Below are 22,779 nucleotides of genomic sequence, written 5' to 3' on the forward strand. Positions count from 1 at the left end.
CCCTATTAGTGGGAGTGGGAATGCTCTGCCAGAACCAGGTAGGCCATGCCATCTTCCGTGGCCAGGCCTACCCGCGCTCCCACCGGCAGCGTGGCCTTGGTCCTTACATGGCCGAAAGGCAGCCCCGGTACGATAGGCACCTTTACTTCACGCCGAAGCCAGGCCACGACAGACGCCAAGTCGTAGCCGTCGTCATGGGACGTCAGCTTGTAATCGGTAAATGCGCCCAGCACGATGGCCTTCTGCCTGGCCAGCACCCCCGCCTGGGCCAGCTGCACCAGCATGCGTTCCACCCGGTACGGATGCTCGTTGACATCCTCCAGGAACAGGATGCCGCGCGTCCGGGGGAAATACGGCGTACCTAGCAGGGACACCAGCACCGCCAGGTTGCCGCCCCACAGGACCCCACGGCAATCGACCGCGTCGGCGTCGGCTGATTCGAAGCTCAGGATCTCGAGCTCGCCCCGCATGGTTTCGGCAAACAAGGCAGACGTCAGGTCGTCCACGCGCTTGCCGCCGAAATCGAAGGCTGCCATGGGGCCCGCATAGCTGACGGCACCGGTCTTGGCTAGCAAGGCAAGCTGGAAAAAGGTGAAATCACTGTGACCCACGAAGCGCTTGCCGCTGTCGGCCATCGCGCGCCAGTCGATGCGCGGCAATAGCCGCGAGAGCCCATAACCGCCTCGGGTCGCCATGACGATGGGATGCTTGTGTGCAACGGCCCGGTCGAGCGCTGCCAGCCGCTGCTCGTCGGTTCCGGCGAAGCGCTCGTGGCGCAATAGCGCACTGCGATCGAGCACCGCGGGGAATCCTAGCGCCTTGAGGTTGGCGCGCGCCCGCGCGATGGCGTCGGGCTCGGGCACGGCGCCCGATGGGGACACCAGATAAACGCCCGGACGGCCTCCCAGGGGTGGCATGGCGTCGGCATGTTCGTGGATGGGGGCTGCGGCAGGAGTAATACGGCGTCGATTCATGGAGACTCGGGAGAAAGAGGCCGCACATTGCGCGCCGCCTCGCGTTTCTGACGAAAGAATGCCCGCAGCAGTTCGCCGCACTCGTCGCCCAATACACCGCCTTCGACCCGCGTCTGGTGGTTCAGCGCAGGCAGCGCAGGCAGGTCGACTACCCCGCCGCAGGCGCCGGTCTTGGGATCGGCGGCGCCATACACCACGCGTGCGAGACGGGCGTGCAGCATGGCCCCCATGCACATGGCGCAAGGCTCCAGCGTGACATAAAGGGTCGCCCCGGGCAGGCGATAGTTGCCGGCGTGCAGGCAGGCCGCCCTGAGCGCCTGGATTTCCGCATGGGCCGTGGGATCGCGGCTGCCTATGGGCCGGTTGGCACCTTCACCGATGATGCGGCCAGACGCATCGCATACCACCGCGCCGACCGGTACCTCGCCCTCGCGCCAGGCTTGCTCGGCCAGCGCCAGCGCCCGCCGCATCAGAAGGGTGTCGGGAGATTCGGACATGAATATTAGAAGAAGGACCGGCGCATTCTACCCTGCGCGCGGCCGCGGCTGGCGCATCCCGCCGGTCCGGCGGTACGCCGTACCTTTGCTTACATATGACTGTCATGTTACCTCGTCATGATCGGGTGCTTGTCCACTCCAGGTCCCACGACACGATGACTTCCGCCCTTCCGTCTTTGCACAGGACACGTCTTGCGCGCGCCCTGTGCGCCCTGGCCTTCGTCCTGCCCTTGGCCGCCTGCCTGGGCGACGGCGACGATGGCCCGTCTTCTTCGACGCCCCCCGCCCCGCCGCCGGCGGTAGAGCCGACGCCCAAGACCATCAGCCTGAAACTGCTTGGCCGCTATTCTGCCGGGGAATTCAATGTCAGCGCCGCGGAAATCCCTGCCTATGACGCTGCCAGCAAACGGGGATTCATCGTCAATGCGCGCAACGGCGTGGTAGACGTGCTGGACTTGAACGATCCGGCCAACCCCAAGCACATCGGCACGCTCGACGCCTCGGCCATCGCGGCCGATGCAGAGATCAACAGCATCGCCGTGCACGATGGCATCGTCGCCGTCGCCATCCAGGCTGCCGAGAAGACGGCTCCCGGCTATGCCGCGTTCTACCGGGCCGACACACTGGCACTGCTGGGCCAGGTCGGCGTGGGCGCCCTGCCCGACATGCTGACCTTCACGCCCGACGGCAAGACCGTGCTGGTAGCCAACGAGGGCGAACCCAGCGACGACTACCAGACCGACCCGGTCGGCTCGATCAGCATCATCGACATCTCCGATCCCGCCTCGCCCGTGGCGCGGGTCGCCGACTTCTCGGCCTGGAACGGCAAGGAAGCCCAGTTGCGAGAACAAGGCGTGCGCATCTACGGCCCCAACGCCTCGGCCGCCCAGGATTTCGAGCCCGAGTACATTGCGGTGGCACCGGACGGCAAGACGGCCTGGGCGACCCTCCAGGAAAACAATGCGCTTGCGCGTATCGACATTGCGGCGGCGACCGTCACGGACATCCTGCCGCTGGGATACAAGGATCACGGGCAGGATGCCAATGCGCTCGATGCCAGCGACGAGCCGGCCAAGATAGACATCCGCGCGTTCCCCGGTGTGCGAGGCATGTACTTGCCCGACGCCATCGCCGCCTACGCAGCCGGCGGCAAGACCTACCTCGTCACCGCCAACGAAGGCGATGCCCGGGCATGGGGCGAAGACAACGACGCCTACTGGGCCGGCGATGCCAGCAAGGGCTTCGTGGAGGAGTTCCGCGTCAAGCACCTGGTTCACGCCAACGGCTTCGCCCGCCGGCGCGGTGACGACTTGCCGCCGCAGCTGGACGCGCTGGCTGCCGGCGCGCTGCTGAATCCGGCAACCTTCGCCTACTGCGGCGCCACCGCCGGCGATCCGGGCGCGTGCCGCGATGACGACATCCTTGGCCGCCTGCAGATCTCGTGGACCCTGGGCTATCGCAAAGACGCATTCGGCAACCCTGTCAGATTCAATGCGCAGGGGTTGGAAGACGCCAACGGCGACCGCGTCATGTACGACCACTTGTATGCCTACGGCGGCCGCTCGTTTTCTATCTGGGACGAGAACGGCCAGCTTGTCTGGGATTCCGGTGCCCAATTCGAACGGCTGCTGGCCAGCGACGATTGCAAGCTCGGACCGGATCGCGACATTCCCTGCGCGGATTACTTCAACTCCGGGCACGACGAAGCCGGCACCCTCGACAGCCGCAGCGACGCCAAGGGGCCCGAACCCGAGGGAGTTGAAATCGGCGTGATGGGCAGCAAGACCTTCGCCTTCGTCGGGCTCGAGCGCATGGGCGGCGTGATGGTCTACGACATTACCGATCCGCTGGCCCCGGCTTTCGTGGACTACTTCAACACCCGCGCGGACTGGGCCGATGAACCCTCGGACGACAACCTGTCCACCATGGGAGACCTGGGCCCCGAAGGACTGAAATTCGTGCCTGCGGACCAGTCGCCGACGCAACAGCCTTTGTTGATCGTCGGCCACGAGGTCAGCGGCACGACCGCGGTCTACGAAGTCTCGCGAGTCCTGGAGTAAACCGGGCCGAGCCCGAAGACCACGGCCGCAAACGACACCAGGCAGGCGACGAGTCCTGCCAGGAACGCCGCGGGGTAGCCGTAGGCGCCGATCAGCAGGCCTGCGAGCGGCCCCGTCACGGCCGAGGTCACATCCACGAAGGCGAGGAACCCGCCCACCGCAACCCCCCGGCTCTCGGGGGGCACTCGCCGCATGGCCTCCACGCCCATGGACGGAAAAACCAGCGAGAATCCTACGCCGGTAAGGGTGGCGCCGGCCAACGCAAACGCAGGCGTCGGCGCCATCCATAGCAGGAGCTGGCCCAAGGCTTCGATAACCAGCGAAACCGCGGCCACCCTGCGCCCGCCGAGCTGGTCCGGCAATCGGCCAAAGAACAGCCGCACCAGTATGTAGCCGGCGGCGAAGCCTGTCATCGCCAGGCCGGCGCCATGCCATCCGCGGTTTGCAAAGTACAGCACGACGAAGGCTGTCAGCACGGCAAAGGGCGCCGAGGCCAGCGAGAGAGCCGCGCCCTGCCGCCATATCAAGCCAATGACGCGGAGGAACGACGCTTGTGGCCGGCTTCCGCCAGGCACGGGTACAGGCGGCACGCACGCGGCGACGGCGAGTCCGGCCAGCGGAAACGCAATGGTCGCCAGCCCGACTGCGAGAAAGTCCATGGCTTGCATGATCGCGACGCCGGCCGGCGCGCCCAGGCCCAGGGCGGCGAACATTGCGATCCCCTGCCACGACATGACCAGGCCGGTGCGATGCGGTCCCACGCGGCCGATTCCCCAGGTCATGGTGCCGGTCAGGAACAGGCTCTCCGCCGGCCCCATGAGAATCCGCCCCAGGACGAGTATCGCGAGCGACAAGGAAGACGGGGTGAGCAAGGCTGAAACCACATACAGCAATCCCGCCACGGCAGCCATGGGCAAGCCCACGAGCACGGCCTGTTTCGGACCATGCCGATCGACGTACGAACCAGCGAACTTTCGCGTCAGAATGGTTGCCAGCGGCTGCAGCCCGATGACCCAGCCGACGACCAGTGGGCTGTAGCCGAGGACCCCGTTGACATGCAGCGGCATCGCGGGAAGCGGCAGCCCCACGGCAAGAAAGCCCGAGAAGACGATCGCAACCAGCGGCAAGAGTTGCAAGCCCGATGGCGAGGACGAGGAAGAGGAAGTCGCTGTCATTGTTCTTCGCTGGCATGTTGCAGATGGGCGGCGGCCAGAGGCAGGAACATGCGGAATTCGCTGCCCCGCCCGGGCGCGCTTTCGCACTCGATGCGCCCGCCGTGCCGCTCCGCAACGGCCTTGGAAAAGGCAAGCCCAAGACCGAATCCGGGTTCGACGGCCGGGGCTCCGGGCGTACCGATGCGCGAAAATTCCTGGAACAAGCGGCCTTGGTCTTCCGGCGCGATACCGCGGCCCCGGTCGCGCACCGCCATGCACCAATGGTCTTGGGCCAGGAAAACGCGGCAATCAATACGGCTGCGCGGCGGGCTGTACTTGACGGCGTTGCCGATGAGGTTGACCAGCGCACGGGTAAGCAGGCTGCGGTCGCCGGCCATGAAGGCGCCCTCATCCGGCAGATCGGTCGCAAGCTCGATGCCCTTCGCCTGCGCCAGGCTCCAGCATTCGTCCGCGGCGTCGAGCATGAGGTCCACGCCATCCACGGGCTCGGCCCTCAGGGGAACGGTGCCCACCTTGGCGAGTTCGACGAACGACTCCGCCAAGGCCTGCGTGCGCAACACGTAGCGCCGTATACGCTCCAGGAGCTCTTCCTGCGACAGTTCGCTGGGGTCGCTTCGGTAGAGATCGAGCAAGGCCAGGATGGCGCCCTGGGGCGAACGGATATCGTGCGACAGGAAACGCAAGGCCTGGTCCCGCTTGCGCTCGGCGTCGCGCAGGGCAGTGATCTCCACCAGCGTGACGATCCACGCCGGCGCCGCCCCGCCCAATCCTGCGCAGCGCGCATACTCGAACAGGAACGCCCGCCCGGCGGCATCGCGGCACTCGACGGACTGGTGCGGCGCGATCGGAATGGGCCAATCCAGTGGCCCCCCCGTGATCAAGGTCAACCGGCGCAGCAGGCGCGACATGCTGGCCCCTTCGGCCCCCGCCTGCCCGAAATCGCGCTGGGCGGCCGCGTTGGCGAGCAGGATGCGACCATCCTCCGCCACCGCCAGCGCCGCGTCGGGCAGGCTTTCTATGACCGACGACATGAAGGCCTGCATGTCGCGCAGCCGCCCGGTCGCCTGGGCCAAGTCGCGAATGCGGCGATCGATCAGGTCGCCTCGCCTCCCCTGTCCCTCGTCGGCGGGAACCGCTCCATGCTGGCGCAGCCGCCTCAACTCGTCGACCAGGTAGTTCGCCGCATGCTCGAGCCGCCGCCAATTCCACGCGAGATAGAACAGGACGATGGACAAGCCCGCAGCACCGGGCGCAAACCAGAGACGCTCGCCTATCAGCAACGCACCGCTCACCGCAAGCGCGGCCGCGACACCGGCGGTCGACGCCGCCAGCGCCCAGGCCGGCGTCAATAGCCATAGCGCCGGCAGGACTGCGCCCACCAGGATCAGCGTCAACGCCGCGGCCATCCACGGGGACGCCATGCTGCGGGCGGTGCCGGAGGCGAGGTTATCCACGACGTTGGCCGAGATTTCGACACCCGGCATAAACCGTTGGTGCACCGACAACGGCGTCGGGTAGACGTCTCCAAGTCCGGCGGCGGTCGAACCGACCAGCACGATGCGCCCCTTCAGCAATCCATCGGGCAAGCGGCCTGCAAGTACGTCGGCCGCGGAGATCGCCGGGTAAGTCCCGGCAGGCCCGGCATAGGCTATCTGGATCCAATCCGTGCGCCACCATACTCCCGGACGCGGCGCACCTGCGGGTTCCGGCGCCCGGTTGCCCGGCAGAGGCGACGGCATGGCGGCCCCGGCGACACGCAACAGCACCAGCCCGAAATGGTCCCAATGGCGCGTGCCGCTGCCCTCCTTCAGGTAAACGCTGCGCACGACGCCGTCCGGGTCCGGTTCGATCGATACGTGGCCAAGGGCACGGGCCGCCTGGGCCAGCGGAGGTACCGGCATCATGGCCTGTATCTCCTGGTGTCCGAGCCGGGCGGTGAACACCGGCAGCACGACGTTGCCGCTGCGCTGGATGGCCTCGGCCATCCGCTGGTCCACAGTCGGATCCGGAGAAGGCTCGGACAGCAGCAGGTCGATGCCGATAGCGGCCGGGGCCTGTTCCGAAATACGCTCGATCAGGTCGATTTGCTGGTCCCGGCTCCATGGCCAACGCCCCACCTGCGCCAGGCTCCGTTCGTCGATGGCGACCAGCACGATCTCCGGACTCGGCGTCGGCGCGCCCCACCTGCTGAACAGGTCATACAAAGCCGCGTCCAACCGGCCCAGGCCATTCTGCCAGCCAAGGACGACCGCCAGGCACAAGCCGGCGGCCACCGCGGCGCCCTGCACCAGCGGGCGAGGCCGATGAGTGTCCATGCGCTATCGAAGGTGCACTTCCCGGCCGTCGCCGGTGCGCAGAGAACCCGTGCCGCTACGAACGAAACGGTTGATCCGGAAGCGCTGCGGAGAGGTGAACTCGCGCACGAACCCATCGGTATCGGTGGCTTGTATGCGGACGAAATACTCGCCGGCCGGCAGACCCCGCAGGGACCATTGCCGCCGCTCCGTCCGGTACTCCGTCGCGAGCTGGGCAAAGCCCGTATCCGGCGCGATCTGGACGAGATATGCCTGGCCCGGCTCGCCGTCCCAACGCAAGGTCACGCTCTCGTCTTCCTGGTAGACCGACAGGCCCGTCCCGACCGGCAGCCGTACCATGAACCGGCGTGCTTCGCTGAAGGGGCCGGGATCCGGCTGGCCGTCCCGGCCCCGGACGATGGTCGCGATCCGCCAGTAATACGTTCCCGAGGCCAGTCCCTGGAGTTCCCGTGACGTCTCGGGCCCCATCGTCTCGTCGATGATCGGATCCGTGAATGCCTCGTTGCGCGAGACCTGAAGGCGATGGCCGACGGCGTCGCCGACCTCGGCCCAGCGCAACAGGACGTGGGGCCGGTCGGTCCGGCCGCCATCTTCCGGCGCGAGGGTCACAGGAGGCTCGGGTCGGGCATCCAGCTCGATGGACTTGATCGTGGGGTGCCCTTCTATCCCTCGCGCGTCGACCCCGCTGACGCGTACCAGATAGGCGCCATCCTGCAGTCCGGCGAAACGCACCCGCGGCTCGCGGCTTACCAGGTTGTCCGCGACCTGCTCGGCCGTACCCTGGGGCCAGATAAAAGCGCGATAGGCAACCGCGCCCTCGAGCGGGGGAAACGCCAGGTCCACGACCGGACGCTGCTGCAAGGGCTGCACGCCGGAGAGATCCGGCGCGGCAGGCAAGGGTGCCAGCGTTGCCTCCGGGGCCTCCGCCGTGACCGCTCCGCCGACGCCGGCCCGTACCCGGGAGCTTGCTCCCGATCGCAAGACCCGCAGCTCGACTTCGCCGTGCAAGACATCGCTGGTCGCCGCGCCACCTGCTTGAACCGAAACACCGAACTCGGTGCCGCGCACCCCTGCAGCCATCAACGGGGTATCGATCTCGAAGCGGCCGCCCGCAGGCCTTTGGGGCGCCACGCGCGACTCCACCCTCCCCTTATCGAGCGTCATCGACGTTTCGGCGCGTTTCTTGACCACGCTGTATTTCAAGCGCTCGAGGCCCAGCTCAGACTCGCCAGCCACGCGCACGATGGAGCCGTCGGCCATCTCCAGCGTGACAAAACCGCCGCTGCCGGTCGCAATGCGGTCGCCATCGATCAAGCGCATGTCCCGCTCGAGCGACCCGGTCGCCCCGCTGCGGGTGGTGTAGCGGACATCACCCGAGACGTGCACGACGCGCGCACCGCCTGGCTTACGGCGGAGCAAGTCGTCGGGGACCAGGATGACGGAACCGGGCTGCAGCCGGTATGGATTCGGGTTGCCGTTGGCCCGCGCCAGCGCCGGCCATTGGCCAGGATCTTCAAGATAGGCCTGTGCCAAGTCATACAAGGTATCGCCGGCGCGTACCTGGTGACGCAGCGGACCGGCATCCTGGGCGTGCGCGAATGGCGCCGCCAACCAGCCGGCAACCGCGAGCGTCCATGCGGACGCGCGGATGCCCGCACCCATGCTACGGAAAGGAGTCATATTGAATGGTTGGAGGATGCGTCCGCGGCTTGGGGCTCGTCCAAGACCTCGAAACGGTAGCCGAGGCCATAAACCGGCACGAGCCGTACGCCGTTATGCGGCCGCAGGTCGAGCTTGCGGCGCAACTGCGACATGTGCGTGGTGACGGTACGGGTGTCTATGACGCTGGTACCCCACAATTCCTCGAGCAGATGCTGGTGGGTCAGGAGCCGCCCCGGGTTGCGGAACAGGAACAGGGCGAGTTCGTATTCCTTGGGCTTGAGCTCCACCGGCTGGCCCTTGAACCTGACCTCCCGACGATGGAGATCGAAGGCGTAGATGCCTATCCCCGGTTGGGCGGGGCGCGACGATTCGGGGTAGGCCCGGCGCAACAGCGCCGCGACCCGTGCCTGCAGCTCGAAGGGGCGGATGGGCTTGGCCATGTAGTCGTCGGCCCCGGCCTGCAGGCCGTCGACGACGTCCTGCTCCTCGTCGCGGCTGGTAACGAAGAGCACCGGCATGTGGGGGGGGAGGTGGCGGCGTATCCAGCCGAGGATTTCCGGACCTTCGATGTGGGGCACGTGCCAGTCGAGCACGAACATATCGTAGCTCTCGCGATGGAGATCGCGCAGCATCACCCTGCCGTCTTCGAACAGCTGGCAATCATGCCCGGCCTGGACCAACGACTTTTCTATGATCCGGGCATGTGCCGGGTCGTCTTCCAGTATGGCGATACGCACGTGGCCCCCAAGATCGATGCAAAACCGCCGCATTTTATAACGGGGGTCGATCGCGTGCCGCCAAGTGTTACCGAATAATTCCGGTGAGACTATTGCCGGGCCGCAGCCCTGGCGGGCTGTCGGTCCGGACAGTGCTCAGCGCATTCCGGGGCTGCTACCTGCTCCGGGGGTCGTGGGGCCGGACGGGCCGGACGGGCGCGCGGGGGATGCCGGAGCCGGTGTTACCACTTCCCGGTACTCCCTGAGCAGGCCGCCGCCCTCGACGCTGCCGGTAACGGTGCCTCGCCCCTCTACCCGTGCAATACACGCCGGCCGGTCGGCTTCCGGCAAGGCATTGCACCGCTGGGTGCGGTTGCGCTCATAGGCGGAAGCATCCGCCGCGCCGCCAGTGCGGCCACGGCGCGCCTCCTGCAACGCCGCGCCCGCCTCGCGCATGCAAGTAGCACGGTCCTGCCCCGATTTCCCGCTATTGCAGCGGGCCACTTCTTCTTTATAGGCGGCTTCCGGGCCGGAGGCCGCCTGGGCGGACGACAACAGAATGGCGCCCAGGGCAACCATGGCGAGCCTGGACGCATAGTGCTTGCTGTGAGTACTCATGCCTGACTCCTTTTGCGCAAAAGGCCCCGCCCTGCGAGGCCGGCACGCAATTCAGTGTAGGCGCCTTGCATGCCGGTACTACCGTCGACGCACGCAACAATGTAAGCGTTCTGTACAGCAAAGCCGTCACGGCTCGCACCGGCGTATCCGGCGCGACGGCTTGTTACGAAGGTTGATCCGTACGCAACACAGCCGTGGGAGCCGGGCCATCCCACCCGCCTCCCAGCGCGCGGATCAGATTCACCGTCGATCGTGCCAGTTCGCCATCCAGCCGGGTCGCGGCGCGCCGTTGCTGCAGGACGCTGCGGTCGGCATCGATCACGTCCAGGTAGCTCACCGAGCCTTCGCGGTACTGGATTTGCGACAGCCGCGCGGCGCGCGCAGCCGAGGCCACGGCCTCGTCCTGCGCCCGGTACTGGTCGGCCAGGATACGAAGGTTTGAGAGATTGTCCTCGACTTCCTTGAAAGCGTTCAGGACGGTCTGCCGATAGACGGCCACCTCCTCTTCATAGGCTGCGCGCGCGGCCTGCAGGCCGGCTTCGCGCCGCCCGCCGTCGAAAATCGGCAGGCTCAGCATCGTGCCTACCAGCGGCCCGAACAAAAACGTGCGGCTGGACCAGTTGAACAAGTCCCCGAGTTGCGCCGACTCATAGCCCAATGCACCGGTGAGTTCCAGGCGGGGGAAGAAGGCCGTCCGGGCCACCCCGACCCGGGCGTTGGCGGCCGCCATCGCCCGCTCCGCCGCAGCGATATCCGGCCGCCGCTCCAGCAGCGCGGAGGGCAAGCCCGGCGGCACCGATACCGCCACGCGGGTGAGCGGACGGGCCGGCAGCGTGAAACCGGCCGGCGCCTGTCCCAATAGAATGGCCAGCGCATGCTCGGCTGCGGCGCGCTGACGGGCGATATCCAGCGCTTCGGACCGCGCCGACGCCAGCTCGGTCCGGGCGCGGGCCAGGTCGAGCTCGCTGATGTCGCCTTCGTCGTAGCGGCGCTGTATCAGTGCCAGGGTGCGCTCGCGAAGTTCCACGGTACCCGCGTAGAGCGCCTGGCCGGCGTCCAGCTCTCGTACCAGGAAGTAGGCCTGGGCCACGTCCGCCTGCAGGGAGAGCTGCACCGAACGCAGCAAGGCTTCGCTCTGCTCGGCTTGCGCCGTCGCCGCCTGCACGCTCGCCGCCACGCGCCCGAACAGATCCACTTCATAGGACACCGTGGCCTGCGCACGCCACAGCGTCGACGCGTCGGTCGAAGCATCCGCAGGCAGGCCCTGCGATGCCGGCGAGGGCCGTTGGCGGGTGGGTCCGGCGCCCGCGGTCACGCCGGGATAGCGGCCGGCCTCGGCGTCCCGCAACCTGGCTCGCGCCTGGGCCAGCCGTGCCACGGCGGCCTTGAGGTTCTGGTTGGCCTGCCCTGCCCGCTCTTCCAACTCATCGAGCACCGGATCGCCGAACACCGTCCACCACTTTCCCCTATGCGCGGCCTCTGCCGGCGCAGCGGTTTTCCACTTGCCGTCGGCGGCTTCCTTGAAGGCCATCGGCACGTCGGCCTGCGGCGCTTCGTAAGCCGGCGCCACCGAGCATCCGGCAAGTACCAGCGCAGCCAGCCAAGCCCCGACCAGGCCCAGGCTTCGAAATTGCATTTCCATGTCACTCTCTCGTTCCATTCCGTTAACGCTCCGCGTGGGCTGCCGAGGCCACGATGGGCGCCTCGTGAGGCGCGGCGGCATGCAGCTTGCGCGCCCCGCCTGCCAGCCGCAGCAAGACATAGAAGACCGGCGTGAGGAATAGGCCGAACAACGTCACACCCAGCATGCCGAAGAACACCGCCACACCCATGGCATGGCGCATTTCGGAGCCGGCGCCCGTGGAGGTCACCAGCGGCACCACCCCCATGATGAACGCGATTGAGGTCATCAGTATCGGGCGCAGGCGCAGGCGGCTTGCCTCGATGGCCGCCTGGACCGGCGTGCGGCCCTGCAGTTCCAGCTCGCGTGCGAACTCGACGATGAGAATGGCGTTCTTGGACGCAAGCCCGACCAGCACCATCAAGCCGATCTGGGTAAAGATGTTGTTGTCCCCACCGGTCAGCCAGACGCCGGTCAGCGCAGCCAGGATGCTCATCGGCACGATCAGGATCACGGCCAGCGGCAGGGTCAGGCTCTCGTACAAGGCTGCCAGCACCAGGAAGACCAGCAGCACGCTGATGGGGAACACCCAGACACCGGCATTGCCGGCAAGAATCTTCTGGTAAGTCAGGTCCGTCCATTCCAGCTTCATGCCGCGGGGCAACACCTCGGCCGCGATACGCTCGGCGGCCGCCTGCGCCTGGTCCGACGAGTAGCCCGGCGCCGGGCCTCCGTTGATGTCGGCTGCGGTGTAGCCGTTGTATCGCACGACCATCTCGGGCCCGTAGGTCGGACGCACATCCACCAGCGACGACAGCGGGACCATCTCGCCGGCAGCGTTGCGGGTCTTCAGCGCAAGGATGTCGTCGGCGTGGGCGCGGAACGGCGCATCGGCCTGGGCACGGACCTGGTAGACCCGCCCGAAGCGGTTGAAGTCATTGACGTATAGCGATCCCAGATAGATTTGCATGGTATCGAACACATCCGTGACCGCGACGCCCAGCTGCTTGGCCTTGACCCGGTCAAGCCGTACGTCGAGCTGAGGTACGTTGATCTGGTAGCTGCTGAACGTCGGGCCCAGCTCCGGCGCCTTCTGCGCCGCTGCGACGAAAGCCTGGGCCGCGGCGTCCAGTTCGGCATAGCCCAGCGCCGCGCGGTCTTCGATCTGGAGCTTGAAGCCGCCCAGCGTCCCCAGCCCCATGACCGGTGGCGGCGGGAATACGCCTATGAAGGACTCCTTGATCTGGGCGAACTGCTGGTTGAGCGCGGCGGCAATGGCATCGGCCGAGGTCTCCTTGCTACTGCGCTCGTGGAAGTCCTTGAGCGAGACAAAGACAATCCCCGCGCTCGAGCTGTTGGTAAACCCGTTGATCGACAGGCCGGGAAAGGCAATGGCGCTTTCCACGCCCGGCTGCTTGAGCGCGATATCGCCCATCCTGCGAATCACTGCTTCCGTACGGTCGAGCGACGCGCCGTTGGGCAGTTGCGCGAAGGCGACGAGATACTGCTTGTCCTGGGCGGGAACGAAGCCGCCCGGCACGACGTAGGAAACAGCCGCCGTCAGCGCCAGCAACACGCCGTAGACGGCCATGACGGACGCCTTGCGGGAAATGACGCCGCCCACGCTGCGCCCGTAGCGTTCCGACGCGCTGCCGAACACCTGGTTGAAACGGCGGAAGAATCCCCCGAACAACCGGTTCATCACGCGCGTAAGCCGATCGGGCTGCGCGTCGTGCCCGCGCAGCAGCAGCGCCGCGAGCGCCGGCGACAGCGTCAGCGAGTTGAATGCGGAGATGACGGTCGAGATCGCGATGGTCATCGCGAACTGCTTGTAGAACTGGCCCGTCAGGCCCGTCATGAACGCCAGTGGAACGAATACCGCGACCAAGGTCAGCGCGATGGCGATAATCGGCCCGCTGACCTCGCGCATGGCGCGATAGGTTGCTTCGCGCGGCGTCAGTCCGGCGGCGATGTTCCGCTCGACGTTCTCCACGACCACGATGGCGTCGTCCACTACGATGCCGATGGCAAGCACCATCCCGAACAGCGACAAGGCATTGATCGAATAGCCGAAGCCCAGCATAAGCGCGAACGTACCGATGATGGATACCGGTACCGCCAGCAACGGAATGATGGAGGCGCGCCAGGTCTGCAGGAATACGATCACGACCAGGACCACGAGCGCAACGGCTTCGAGCAGCGTCGCCACCACCGCCTTGATGCTGGCGCGCACGAACTGCGTCGGATCGTAGACGATGCGATAGTCGACCGACGGCGGGAAATCCTGCGCCATCTCCCGCATGGCAGCCCGCACCTGGTCGGACACCGCCAGCGCATTGGCACCGGGCGATTGCATGATGGCCAGCGCCACCGCGGGCTTGTTGTCCAGCAGCGAGCGCAGTCCATACTCGGCGGCGGCCAGCTCCACGCGGGCGACGTCCGACAGCCGGGTGACGCCGCCGTCCGGCGAAGTCTTGAGCACGATGTTGGCGAAGTCCGATTCCGTCTGCAGGCGTCCCTGAGCATTGACCGACAGCTGCAGCGATACGTCGGGCGTGCTGGGCGATGCGCCGATCACGCCGGCCGCTACCTGGACGTTCTGCTCGCGAATGGCGGCGACCACGTCGGAGGCCGTCAACCCGCGCTGCGCGACTTTCTGCGGATCCAGCCAGACCCGCATCGAGTAGTTGCCCGCCCCCCACAGCTGGACCTCCCCTACGCCGGGGATGCGCGCCAGGCGATCCTTGACGTTGAGCAAGGCGTAATTGCGCAGATAGGTAATGTCGTAGCGGTCGTCCGGCGAGATCAGATGCGTCACCATAGTGAGCGTGGGCGAGCTCTTGATGGTGGTCACGCCCAGGCGCTGCACGTCCTCGGGCAACCGCGGCAAGGCCTGCGAGACCCGGTTCTGCACCAGCTGCTGCGCCTTGTCCGGGTCCATGCCCAGCTGGAAGGTGACCGTCAGCGTCAGGTTGCCATCGCTATTGGCCTGCGATTGCATATACAGCATGCTTTCGACGCCATTGATGGACTCTTCCAGCGGCGACGCAACAGTCTCGGCAATGACCTTGGGATTGGCGCCCGGATACTGCGCCCGGACCACTACCGAAGGCGGCACCACTTCCGGGTACTCGGCAATGGGCAGCTGGAACATGGCCAATACGCCGGCCAGCAAGACCAGAATGGACAGCACGCCGGCAAAAATAGGCCGGTCTATAAAGAACTTGGAGATGTTCATGCTTGCGCCCGTCTCAGACTTGCTTGGCCGGCCGTGCGGCGGGGGCCTGGCGCGCCGGCGCCGCTGACGGCCCCTCGCCTGTGAATTGACTCGCCGATCCAGCCATGGGCACCGGGCGCGCCTCGACCGGTTCGCCCGGGCGCACCCGCTGCAACCCGTTGACGACGATGCGCTCACCCGCCTTCAACCCCGACTCGACCACGCGCAGCCCCCCGGTTGTCGCGCCCAGCCGCACTTCGCGATATGCCGTGCGATTGGCGCCATCGAGCACCAGCACGAATCGCTTGTCCTGGTCCGTGCCCACGGCGCGCTCATCCACCAGCAACGCTTCGCGCGGCTTTCCCGTGCCTAATTGCACACGCGCGTAGAGACCGGGGATCAGTTGTCCATCCGGGTTGTCGAACACTGCCCGTACGCGGATAGTGCCCGATGCGACGTCGAGCCGGTTGTCGATGAAGCTGAGTTCGCCCTGGCGCGGATATCCTTCCTCGTCAGCCAGCCCGAGGTGGACCGGGATAGTGCCGGAACCGGCGCGGCTGGCCTGGGCGATCTTCAAATAGGTCGGTTCGTCCACATCGAAGGCCGCGTACATCCGCGCGGTCGAGACCAGCGTCGTGAGCGGCGCCGAGCCGGCGCCGGCAGCAACGACGTTGCCGACCGTAACCTGCGCGCGTGAAATCCGCCCGCTGACGGGGGCGGTAATGCGGGTGTGCTCCAGGTTCAGGCGCGCCGCCTCGAGGCCGGCCCGCGCCGCGGCCAGATTGGCCGACGCTTCCCTGGCGGCGTTCTGTTTTTCCTCGAAATCGCGCCGCGCAATAGCGTTATCGGCCAGCAGTCGCTCGCCCCGCGCCAACTCCGAGGCCGTATAGGCCTCGCGCGCCTGCGCTGCTGCCAGCTGGGCCTGCATGCGCGCTACTTCGGCGGCGTACGGCCGCGAATCGATGGTAAACAGCAGGTCGCCCTTCTTGACCAGGGCGCCGTCCTTGAAATGCACGGCGGTCAACGTGCCGGATACCAAGGGCCGGATCTCGACCCGGTCGACCGCTTCCAGCCGGCCGGAATAGGCCTGCCAATCGACGATGGTGCGGTTGACGACCTCCGCGACGTCGACCACGGCAGCCTGCGGCGCCGGCGCGGGCGCCTCTTGTCCGGCCAGCGCAGTCATACGGGAGGCGGCAAGGCCACCCGTGCCGATCACGGCGATGGCCAGCGCGACCACCACCGTGCGTTTGCGAAAACGAAACATGAAAGACCTCGGGCTCGTATAGGGGAATATGGCGATGCCCGATTCTGAGTGTTATCTTGAGCGGGATAAATCCTGCTTTTTTACAAACACTATTCGTTTCAAACGAACAATCACTTGCCGCTGCCAGGAGTCTCCATGGACCGATTCCAAGCCATGCAGGTTTTCACCCGTGTCGTGGAAGCCAACAGTTTTACCCTTGCCGCCGATAGCCTGGGACTGCCGCGCGCCACCGTCAGTACCACCATCCGGAATCTCGAGCGCCTGCTCCAGGTCCGGCTGCTGAACCGGACCACGCGCAAGATCAGCCTGACGCCCGACGGTGCTTCGTACTACGAGCGCTGTCTGCGGCTGCTGGCGGACCTGGAGGAAACGGAAGCCTCGTTCCGCGACGTATCGCGCGGCCCGAAGGGACGGCTGCGGATAGACACCCCTGCCTCCATCGGGCGCTCCATCCTCATTCCCTCGCTATGCGAATTTCACGAGCGCTATCCGGACATCGAACTGGTCATCGGCATGGGCGACCGCCCGGTCGACCTGGTCCAGGAGGCGGTGGACTGCGCGATCCGGGTCGGCGAACTGCAGGATTCCTCGATGGTGGCGCGGCGCATCGCGACCTTCGAGAGCCTGACCTGCGCCGCGCCCTCTTACCTGGAAACCTATGGCGAGCCGCGCACGCTGGAGGACTTGGCGCAGCACCATGCGGTGCACTACTTTTCCACGCGCACCGGACGCACCATAGACTTCGACTTCATCGTCGACGGGGTCCCGACCGACGTCAAGGTCAAGGGCATCGTCTCGGTCAATGACTCCGATGCCTACGTGGCATGCGGCCTGCAAGGCTTCGGCTTGATCCAGCCCGCGCGCTACATGGTGCAGCCTTATCTCGAATCGGGACAATTGCGAGAAGTCCTGAGCGATTGGAAGCCTTCGCCCATGCCCATCTCGGCGGTCTACCTCCACAACCGCCACCTCTCGCCCAAGGTGCGGGTATTCGTGGACTGGGTTGCCGAACTGTTCAGCCGTTGCCCGCTGCTGGGAGGTTGCCATGCCATGCCCCCCACCCAGGAATGCACGTTCGCACGGCCGCCGAAGGGGCACACGGTGCGCTCGGTCATCGAGGAGCACAACGTAGCCGAGAGCGTGTTCTAGGACGATCCACTCCTGCCCTGCAATGCCGGCGCCGGTTTCCGGCAAGGTGCGAAAACGTCCAGCTCCTGCCGGTAGACGTCCGTACGGACGCCGGGCGACAGGTAGAACACCGCGGCTTCCAGGCTCGAGCATGGAGCCAGCCGCGGGATCTCCTTCCACACCGGCCCCTGTAGAACGCAGCCAGTCCTGCGGCCACCAGCAACGACAAGCGGGTGCTGCGCAAAAGGCCCTCGCGCAATGCAACCCGATACGGACGGGTGGGACGGAGTTTATTCACAAGAAAATAGTTTCCATGCTAATATTTGGCATGGAAAAATTAGATGCAAAACTCGCACGGCTGACCATGTCGCTCGGCCAGGCCACTCGCGCCTACAAGTCCGCCGCCGACAACATGGCCGCGGATTTCGGGCTGTCGCAGGCGACGGCATGGCCGGTTCTCATGATCAGCCGGCTCGGCGACGGCGCGCGGCCCGGGGCCGTGGCCGAAGCGCTCGGCATCGAACCGTCCTCCGTGGTCCGCGTGCTGGACCGCGTAATCGAACTCGGGCTGGTCGAACGGCGCGAGGACACCACCGACCGCCGCGCCAAGTCGCTCCACCTGACGGCCGCGGGGCGCGAATGCGCCGACCGCATCGAGGCTGCCTTGATTCCTTTCCGGCGGAAGTTGTTTGCCGGGATGCCGGCAGGCGACATCGACGCCTGCCTGCGCGTACTCGAAAGCTTGCAATCGGCGATCGTTCGACTCGGACAGGACTCGGACTCCGCGTCATCGTCATGAAAGCTCCTACGGTTTCCGAGGCCCTGTTCTCGCTCAAAAGCTATGCGGGAGCGATGCTGGCCCTCTACGTGGCACTGCGCATCGGCCTGCCGCGACCGTTTTGGGCCATGATGACGGCCTACATCGTTGCCAGTCCGCTAGCCGGTGCGGTGCGGTCGAAGGCGGTCTACCGCCTAGCAGGCACTACGCTCGGATCCGCCATGGCGCTGGCTACGGTGCCGCTGCTGGCCAACGCCCCCGAGCTACTGTCCCTGACGTTCGCGCTATGGGTCGGCCTGTGCCTGTACGTCTCGCTGCTCGACCGCACACCCCGGTCGTATCTCTTCATGCTGGCCGGGTATACCGCCGCGCTGATTGGATTTCCCACGGTCACGCAGCCTGACCAGATCTTCGATACCTCCCTGGCCCGGGTAGAGGAAATCATATTGGGCATCACCTGCGCTACGCTGGTCCACAGCCTGGTCCTCCCGCAAGGCATCGGTCCGGTGCTGTTGGCCCGCATTCAGCGCGCCTATGGCGACGCGCAGCAATGGATCACCGATGCGCTGGCGGGAAGGACCGACGCGCAACGGCAGGAACGCCGCAAGCTGGCTGCCGATATCACCGACTTGCGGCTGATGGCGACCCACCTGCCATTCGACACCTCGCACCTGCGCTGGACATCGAACGCCATACACGCCGTGCAGGACCGCCTGTCGCTCATGATGCCGCTGCTCTCGGCCATCGAAGACCGCGTGGAGGTGCTGCGCAAAATGCCCGGCACCTGGACCCGGCGCTGGAGCACCGCGATGCAGGACGTCGCCGCCTGGGTACGCGATGGGAGCCGACGCGACCCGGCAGAGGTCGCCGCGCTGGTTCGCACCGTCGAAGCGAATATGCCGGCAGTTACGGCAGCCATGAGCTGGCCGCAGATCCTCGAACTGAGCCTCGGCTCGCGGCTGCGCGCGCTGATCAACGTATGCGCCGACTCCCGCGCATTGCGTGCAGATATCGAAGCCAGCCTGCACGACGCTCGGGCCGAATCGATACGTGAGCAACCCGGCTTGTCTCCCCGGGTGCTGCACACCGACCGGGGACTGGCGCTGCTGTCGGCGTTCGCGGCCGCGGTGGCCATCCTCGGCTGCTGCCTGTTCTGGATCGCTTCCGGCTGGCAGGCCGGCTCGGGCTCGGCATTGATGGCTGCCGTCTTTTGCTGCCTGTTCGCAACGCTGGACAATCCGGTCCCCGCGATCCGCGTCTTCCTGAAGTACACGCTGCTCTCGATACCGTGCTCGGCGTTTTATCTCTTGGCGGTACTGCCCGCCGTGCACAGTTTCGAGATGCTAGTCCTGGCCACTGCACCGCTGTTCATGCTGCTGGGCGTCTTCATCGCGCGGCCGGCCACGATGGGCCCCGCGCTGGCCTTCCTGTTTGGCGTCATCTCGGCCCTCGCCTTGCACGATACGCAGACGGCGGATCTGGTCTCCTTCGCCAACAGCATGATCGCCCAGGTCGTAGGTATCGTCGCCGCCGCGGTCAGCACGCGCGTGTTCCGGACCATCAGTGCCGACCATAGCGCCGCGCGGCTGCTGCGCGCGAATTGGCAGGAACTGGCGCAGCTGGGCCGCGCCCGTTCGGTGCGGGAAGCCACCGTCACGGAAATCTCCGCCCGCATGCTGGACCGCCTCGCGCTGCTTGCGCCCCGCTTGGCGGCAGCGCGCGACAACACCAGCTTGCAAGGCGTGGATGCGCTGGCCGACCTGCGGCTGGGACTGAACATGACCCAATTGCTGCGGGTCCAGCCGCGGCTGGAACGCGACGGCTTGCCCCTGCGCCCCCTGCTGCTGTCCCTCTCCGGTTTCTTCGACAGCCGCAAGGGGCCGGCCCAGCGTCCCGCCGCGCCTTTGCTCCAGCGCCTCGACGCCACCATGCGTGCGGCTTGTGCGCTGGCGCCTTCACCCGAGCAGCGCGACGCCGTCGCTGCGCTGGGCGGCATCCGCCGGGATCTTTATCCCGATGCAGCCGACTACCAACCCGCATCTTCGAACCTGGAGTCCGACCATGTTCGGTGAAATCAATCTGTATGGCCTCTACGTGCCTACCCTGCTCGTGCTGGCCCTCGCATCGCTCGCGGTGACGAGGCTGCTTGGCCGGGTCCTGGCCCGGACCGGCCTGTATCGCCTGGTATGGCATCCCCCGCTGTTCGACACCTGTCTGTTCGTGATCGTGCTGGGAGGACTGTCCTTCTTGTTTACTGATGGGTTCTAACGTGATTCAGAAGATATCCCTGCCGGCCGTCGGCCGGTTCGCATTGACCATGCTGGTGCTGGCCATCGCCATCGCCGCGGGCTGGACGCTGTGGCAACGCTACGAAGTCCGGCCGTGGACCCGTGACGGCCGCGTGAAGGCTTATGTCATCCAAGTTGCGCCCGACGTAACGGGCCAAGTCACACAGGTTCGCGTCCGCGACAACGAACTCGTGCGCGCGGGCCAGGTGCTGTTCGAGATCGACAAGGCGCGCTACGAGCTGGCGCTGCGCCAAGCCCAGGCCGCGGTCCAGTCGCAACGCGCGGCGCTCGCCCAAGCCACGCGCGAAGTCCGCCGCAACGGCGAGCTGGGCGAGCTGGTGGCGCAGGAAACCCGTGAACAGTCCATGGCCCGCGTCGAACAGTTGCGCGCGTCGCTGGCCCAGGCGCTGGCCAATCTCGACCTGGCCAAGCTCAACCTCGCACGCAGCACCGTGGTGTCGCCGGTCAACGGCTACATCACCAACCTCGATCTGCGCGCAGGCAGCTACGTGACGGCCGGTCATGCCGTCATGGCCCTGATCGACCGGGATTCCTTCTATGTCGAAGGCTATTTCGAGGAAAACAAGCTGCCCCGCATCCACGTCGGCGATCCCGTTACCGTATCGCTAATGGGAAGCGGTGAACCTCTGCAAGGGCATGTGGAAAGCTTCGCCGAGGGCATCGCCGACCGCGACCGGAGCACGGCGTCCAACCTGCTCCCCAATGTCAATCCCACGTTCAACTGGGTACGCCTGGCGCAGCGTATCCCGGTACGGGTCGCGATCGACCGGTTACCGTCCTCGACCAGGCTCGTGGCTGGACAGACCGCGACGGTGGAAGTCCACGAACAGGGTGGGCAAGAGCGGACGGCGGGATGAATGCCATGAGAACCTTTGCCCTACGCTGCATGGCGCTGGCGGTGCTGGGGGCGGTGGCCGCCTGCTCGACCGTCGGGCCAGACTACCGGATCCCGGAACACGCCGCGGTCCGGCTCCAGGCTGCCCAGGGTCCCCTGGCGGGGCTGGAAGCCCACGCCGCCCAGGCCTCCCCGCTGCCGCCGCGTTGGTGGCGGCTCTACGACGACCCGGCGCTGGACGGCCTCATCGCACAAGCCTTTGCCGCCAATACCGACTTGCGCGTCGCGTCGGCCAACCTGCAACGCGCTGCCGCTGCGCTCGACGAAGCTGACTCGGCGCGGCGTCCCGGCGCCTCGGTAAGTGCGGCGCCGGCATACGGACGCGCCTCGGCCGCCGCCCGGGGACTTCCTGATGCGATGCCGGACACCGGCAGCTATGACGCCGGCGCCAGTGTGTCCTACCAGGTCGACCTGTTCGGCAAGATCGCACGGGCGATCGAAGCGGCCAACGCAGACGCACAAGCCGCGCAGGCCGCCTATGACTTGGCCCGGGTGACCGTGGCGGCCGATACGGTGCGTTCCTATGCCCAGGTCTGCTCGGCGGGACGGCAGTTGGAAGTTGCCCGCGCATCGATCGCTTTGCAGGAACAATTCTTGGCGCTTACCCGCAAGCGCACCGACATGGGTCGCGGCACGTCACTTGACGTCAGCCGCGCGCAGGGCCAGCTCGAACAGCTGCGCGCAGCGCTCCCGCCGCTCGAAGCCCAGCGCGCGACCGCACTCTATCGACTGGCGGTGCTGACGGGCCAGGTGCCGGGCAGCTTGCCTGCCTCATTGGCCGATTGCCACACGCCGCTTGCCTTGCACGAGCCCGTCCCGGCCGGCGACGGCGCGGCGCTTTTGCGCCGCCGCCCCGATATCCGGCAGGCCGAACGCGCGCTCGCTGCCGCCACGGCGCGCATAGGCGTAGCCACGGCTGACCTGTATCCCAGCATCACGCTAGGCCTTTCAGCCGGCAGCACCGGGGCCCTTTCCCGATTCGGCGCCGCCAACGCCTTCCGCTGGAGCCTGGGCCCGCTCATTTCGTGGAGCCTGCCCAATACCGGCCTGGCGCGCAGCCGCATTGCCCAGGCCGAGGCCAGCGGCGCGGCTGCCCTTGCGCGATTCGATGCGGCGGTGCTCAACGCTTTACAAGAGACGTCCAGCGCCCTGGCGGTGTACGCGCGCGACCTGGACCGCAGCGCTGCGTTGCGCGCAGCGCGCGACCGGAACCGCGAGGCGGCCGAACAGGCCCGCAAGCTATACAGCGTGGGCCGCACCGATTTCCTGACCGCACTGGATGCCGACAGGACACTGGCCAATGCTGAAAGCGCACTGGCCGCCGCGCAAGGACAACTGGCCTCGGACCAGGTTGCGTTGTTCCTGGCCCTGGGCGGCGGCTGGGAATGACCCGCCGCTACGAACTGCGGTTCGTGGTCAAGAACAGGGTCTACTACGGCGCGGTCCAATCGACGCTGGCGGGTTGGGATATCCGGCGCCAGATCTCGCTGGCGCTGGACAGTTATCCCGCGGAGTTGCCCTAGGCGTGTTAACGCTAAAGCGAGAAG

Annotated in this window: 18 protein-coding genes; 8 read left to right on the forward strand and 10 right to left on the reverse strand. The window is 66.6% G+C overall.

Annotated features, from left to right (window positions below; all coding sequences use genetic code 11):
- Positions 1-5 precede the first annotated feature (5 nt).
- Together QHC78_RS07300 and tadA are read right to left on the reverse strand one after the other, a co-directional pair.
- A complete protein-coding gene (locus QHC78_RS07300) occupies positions 6-917 on the reverse strand; it encodes an LD-carboxypeptidase (RefSeq protein WP_319743477.1) in 912 nt (303 codons plus the stop codon).
- A 53-nt stretch (positions 918-970) separates the two neighbouring features.
- On the reverse strand, positions 971-1,471 hold the full coding sequence (gene tadA, locus QHC78_RS07305) for a tRNA adenosine(34) deaminase TadA (protein ID WP_319743216.1): 501 nt from the start codon (positions 1,469-1,471) through the stop codon (positions 971-973).
- A gap of 155 nt (positions 1,472-1,626) precedes the next feature.
- On the opposite strand from tadA, the gene QHC78_RS07310 reads away from it, so the two are divergent.
- Positions 1,627-3,531 carry a choice-of-anchor I family protein gene (locus QHC78_RS07310; RefSeq protein WP_319743217.1) on the forward strand — a complete coding sequence of 635 codons (1,905 nt, stop codon included), beginning with the start codon at positions 1,627-1,629 and terminating at the stop codon, positions 3,529-3,531.
- Here the strand turns inward: QHC78_RS07310 and QHC78_RS07315 are convergent.
- From QHC78_RS07315 to QHC78_RS07350, 8 genes are all read right to left on the reverse strand, one after another.
- Entirely contained in the window at positions 3,504-4,706 is a 1,203-nt protein-coding gene (locus QHC78_RS07315; RefSeq protein ID WP_319743218.1) for an MFS transporter, read from the reverse strand. The two genes, QHC78_RS07310 and QHC78_RS07315, sit on opposite strands and share 28 nt — an antisense overlap.
- Positions 4,703-7,021, reverse strand: coding sequence for a CHASE2 domain-containing protein (locus QHC78_RS07320; RefSeq protein ID WP_319743219.1), 2,319 nt, complete (start codon positions 7,019-7,021; stop codon positions 4,703-4,705). The genes QHC78_RS07315 and QHC78_RS07320 overlap by 4 nt, the downstream gene beginning before the upstream one ends.
- A 3-nt stretch (positions 7,022-7,024) precedes the next feature.
- Complete coding sequence (locus tag QHC78_RS07325; protein ID WP_319743220.1) at positions 7,025-8,701, reverse strand: FecR family protein; 1,677 nt, start codon at positions 8,699-8,701, stop codon at positions 7,025-7,027.
- On the reverse strand, positions 8,698-9,420 hold the full coding sequence (locus tag QHC78_RS07330) for a response regulator transcription factor (protein WP_319743221.1): 723 nt from the start codon (positions 9,418-9,420) through the stop codon (positions 8,698-8,700). The genes QHC78_RS07325 and QHC78_RS07330 overlap by 4 nt, the downstream gene beginning before the upstream one ends.
- 135 nt (positions 9,421-9,555) lie before the next feature.
- Positions 9,556-10,017 (reverse strand): hypothetical protein, encoded by a 462-nt coding sequence (locus QHC78_RS07335; protein ID WP_319743222.1) that lies wholly within the window; start codon positions 10,015-10,017, stop codon positions 9,556-9,558.
- Positions 10,018-10,180: 163 nt separating this feature from the next.
- Positions 10,181-11,659 (reverse strand): efflux transporter outer membrane subunit, encoded by a 1,479-nt coding sequence (locus QHC78_RS07340; protein ID WP_413816426.1) that lies wholly within the window; start codon positions 11,657-11,659, stop codon positions 10,181-10,183.
- A 22-nt stretch (positions 11,660-11,681) separates the two neighbouring features.
- Positions 11,682-14,876, reverse strand: a complete 3,195-nt coding sequence (locus QHC78_RS07345; protein WP_319743223.1) for an efflux RND transporter permease subunit — start codon at positions 14,874-14,876, stop codon at positions 11,682-11,684.
- 13 nt (positions 14,877-14,889) lie between these two features.
- On the reverse strand, positions 14,890-16,122 hold the full coding sequence (locus QHC78_RS07350) for an efflux RND transporter periplasmic adaptor subunit (RefSeq protein WP_319743224.1): 1,233 nt from the start codon (positions 16,120-16,122) through the stop codon (positions 14,890-14,892).
- Between the two features lie 135 nt (positions 16,123-16,257).
- Between QHC78_RS07350 and QHC78_RS07355 the strand changes: the two genes are divergently transcribed.
- The 7 genes from QHC78_RS07355 (at position 16,258) to QHC78_RS07385 (ending at position 22,755) form a co-directional block, all read left to right on the forward strand.
- Positions 16,258-17,271, forward strand: a complete 1,014-nt coding sequence (locus QHC78_RS07355; RefSeq protein WP_319743225.1) for a LysR family transcriptional regulator — start codon at positions 16,258-16,260, stop codon at positions 17,269-17,271.
- Between the two features lie 307 nt (positions 17,272-17,578).
- Positions 17,579-18,049, forward strand: coding sequence for a MarR family winged helix-turn-helix transcriptional regulator (locus QHC78_RS07360; protein ID WP_319743226.1), 471 nt, complete (start codon positions 17,579-17,581; stop codon positions 18,047-18,049).
- Positions 18,046-20,100 (forward strand): FUSC family protein, encoded by a 2,055-nt coding sequence (locus QHC78_RS07365; RefSeq protein WP_319743227.1) that lies wholly within the window; start codon positions 18,046-18,048, stop codon positions 20,098-20,100. The genes QHC78_RS07360 and QHC78_RS07365 overlap by 4 nt, the downstream gene beginning before the upstream one ends.
- Positions 20,090-20,296 (forward strand): DUF1656 domain-containing protein, encoded by a 207-nt coding sequence (locus tag QHC78_RS07370; protein WP_319743228.1) that lies wholly within the window; start codon positions 20,090-20,092, stop codon positions 20,294-20,296. The genes QHC78_RS07365 and QHC78_RS07370 overlap by 11 nt, the downstream gene beginning before the upstream one ends.
- The gene (locus tag QHC78_RS07375) at positions 20,286-21,194 is read left to right on the forward strand and encodes an HlyD family secretion protein (protein ID WP_319743229.1); all 909 of its coding nucleotides are present in this window, start codon (positions 20,286-20,288) and stop codon (positions 21,192-21,194) included. Before QHC78_RS07370 ends, QHC78_RS07375 begins: the two co-directional genes overlap by 11 nt.
- A gap of 5 nt (positions 21,195-21,199) precedes the next feature.
- The gene (locus tag QHC78_RS07380) at positions 21,200-22,621 is read left to right on the forward strand and encodes an efflux transporter outer membrane subunit (protein WP_319743230.1); all 1,422 of its coding nucleotides are present in this window, start codon (positions 21,200-21,202) and stop codon (positions 22,619-22,621) included.
- Positions 22,618-22,755 (forward strand): hypothetical protein, encoded by a 138-nt coding sequence (locus tag QHC78_RS07385; RefSeq protein WP_319743231.1) that lies wholly within the window; start codon positions 22,618-22,620, stop codon positions 22,753-22,755. Before QHC78_RS07380 ends, QHC78_RS07385 begins: the two co-directional genes overlap by 4 nt.
- Positions 22,756-22,779: the final 24 nt, after the last annotated feature.

Source organism: Pigmentiphaga sp. (assembly GCF_033795525.1).
Lineage (GTDB): Bacteria > Pseudomonadota > Gammaproteobacteria > Burkholderiales > Burkholderiaceae_B > Pigmentiphaga.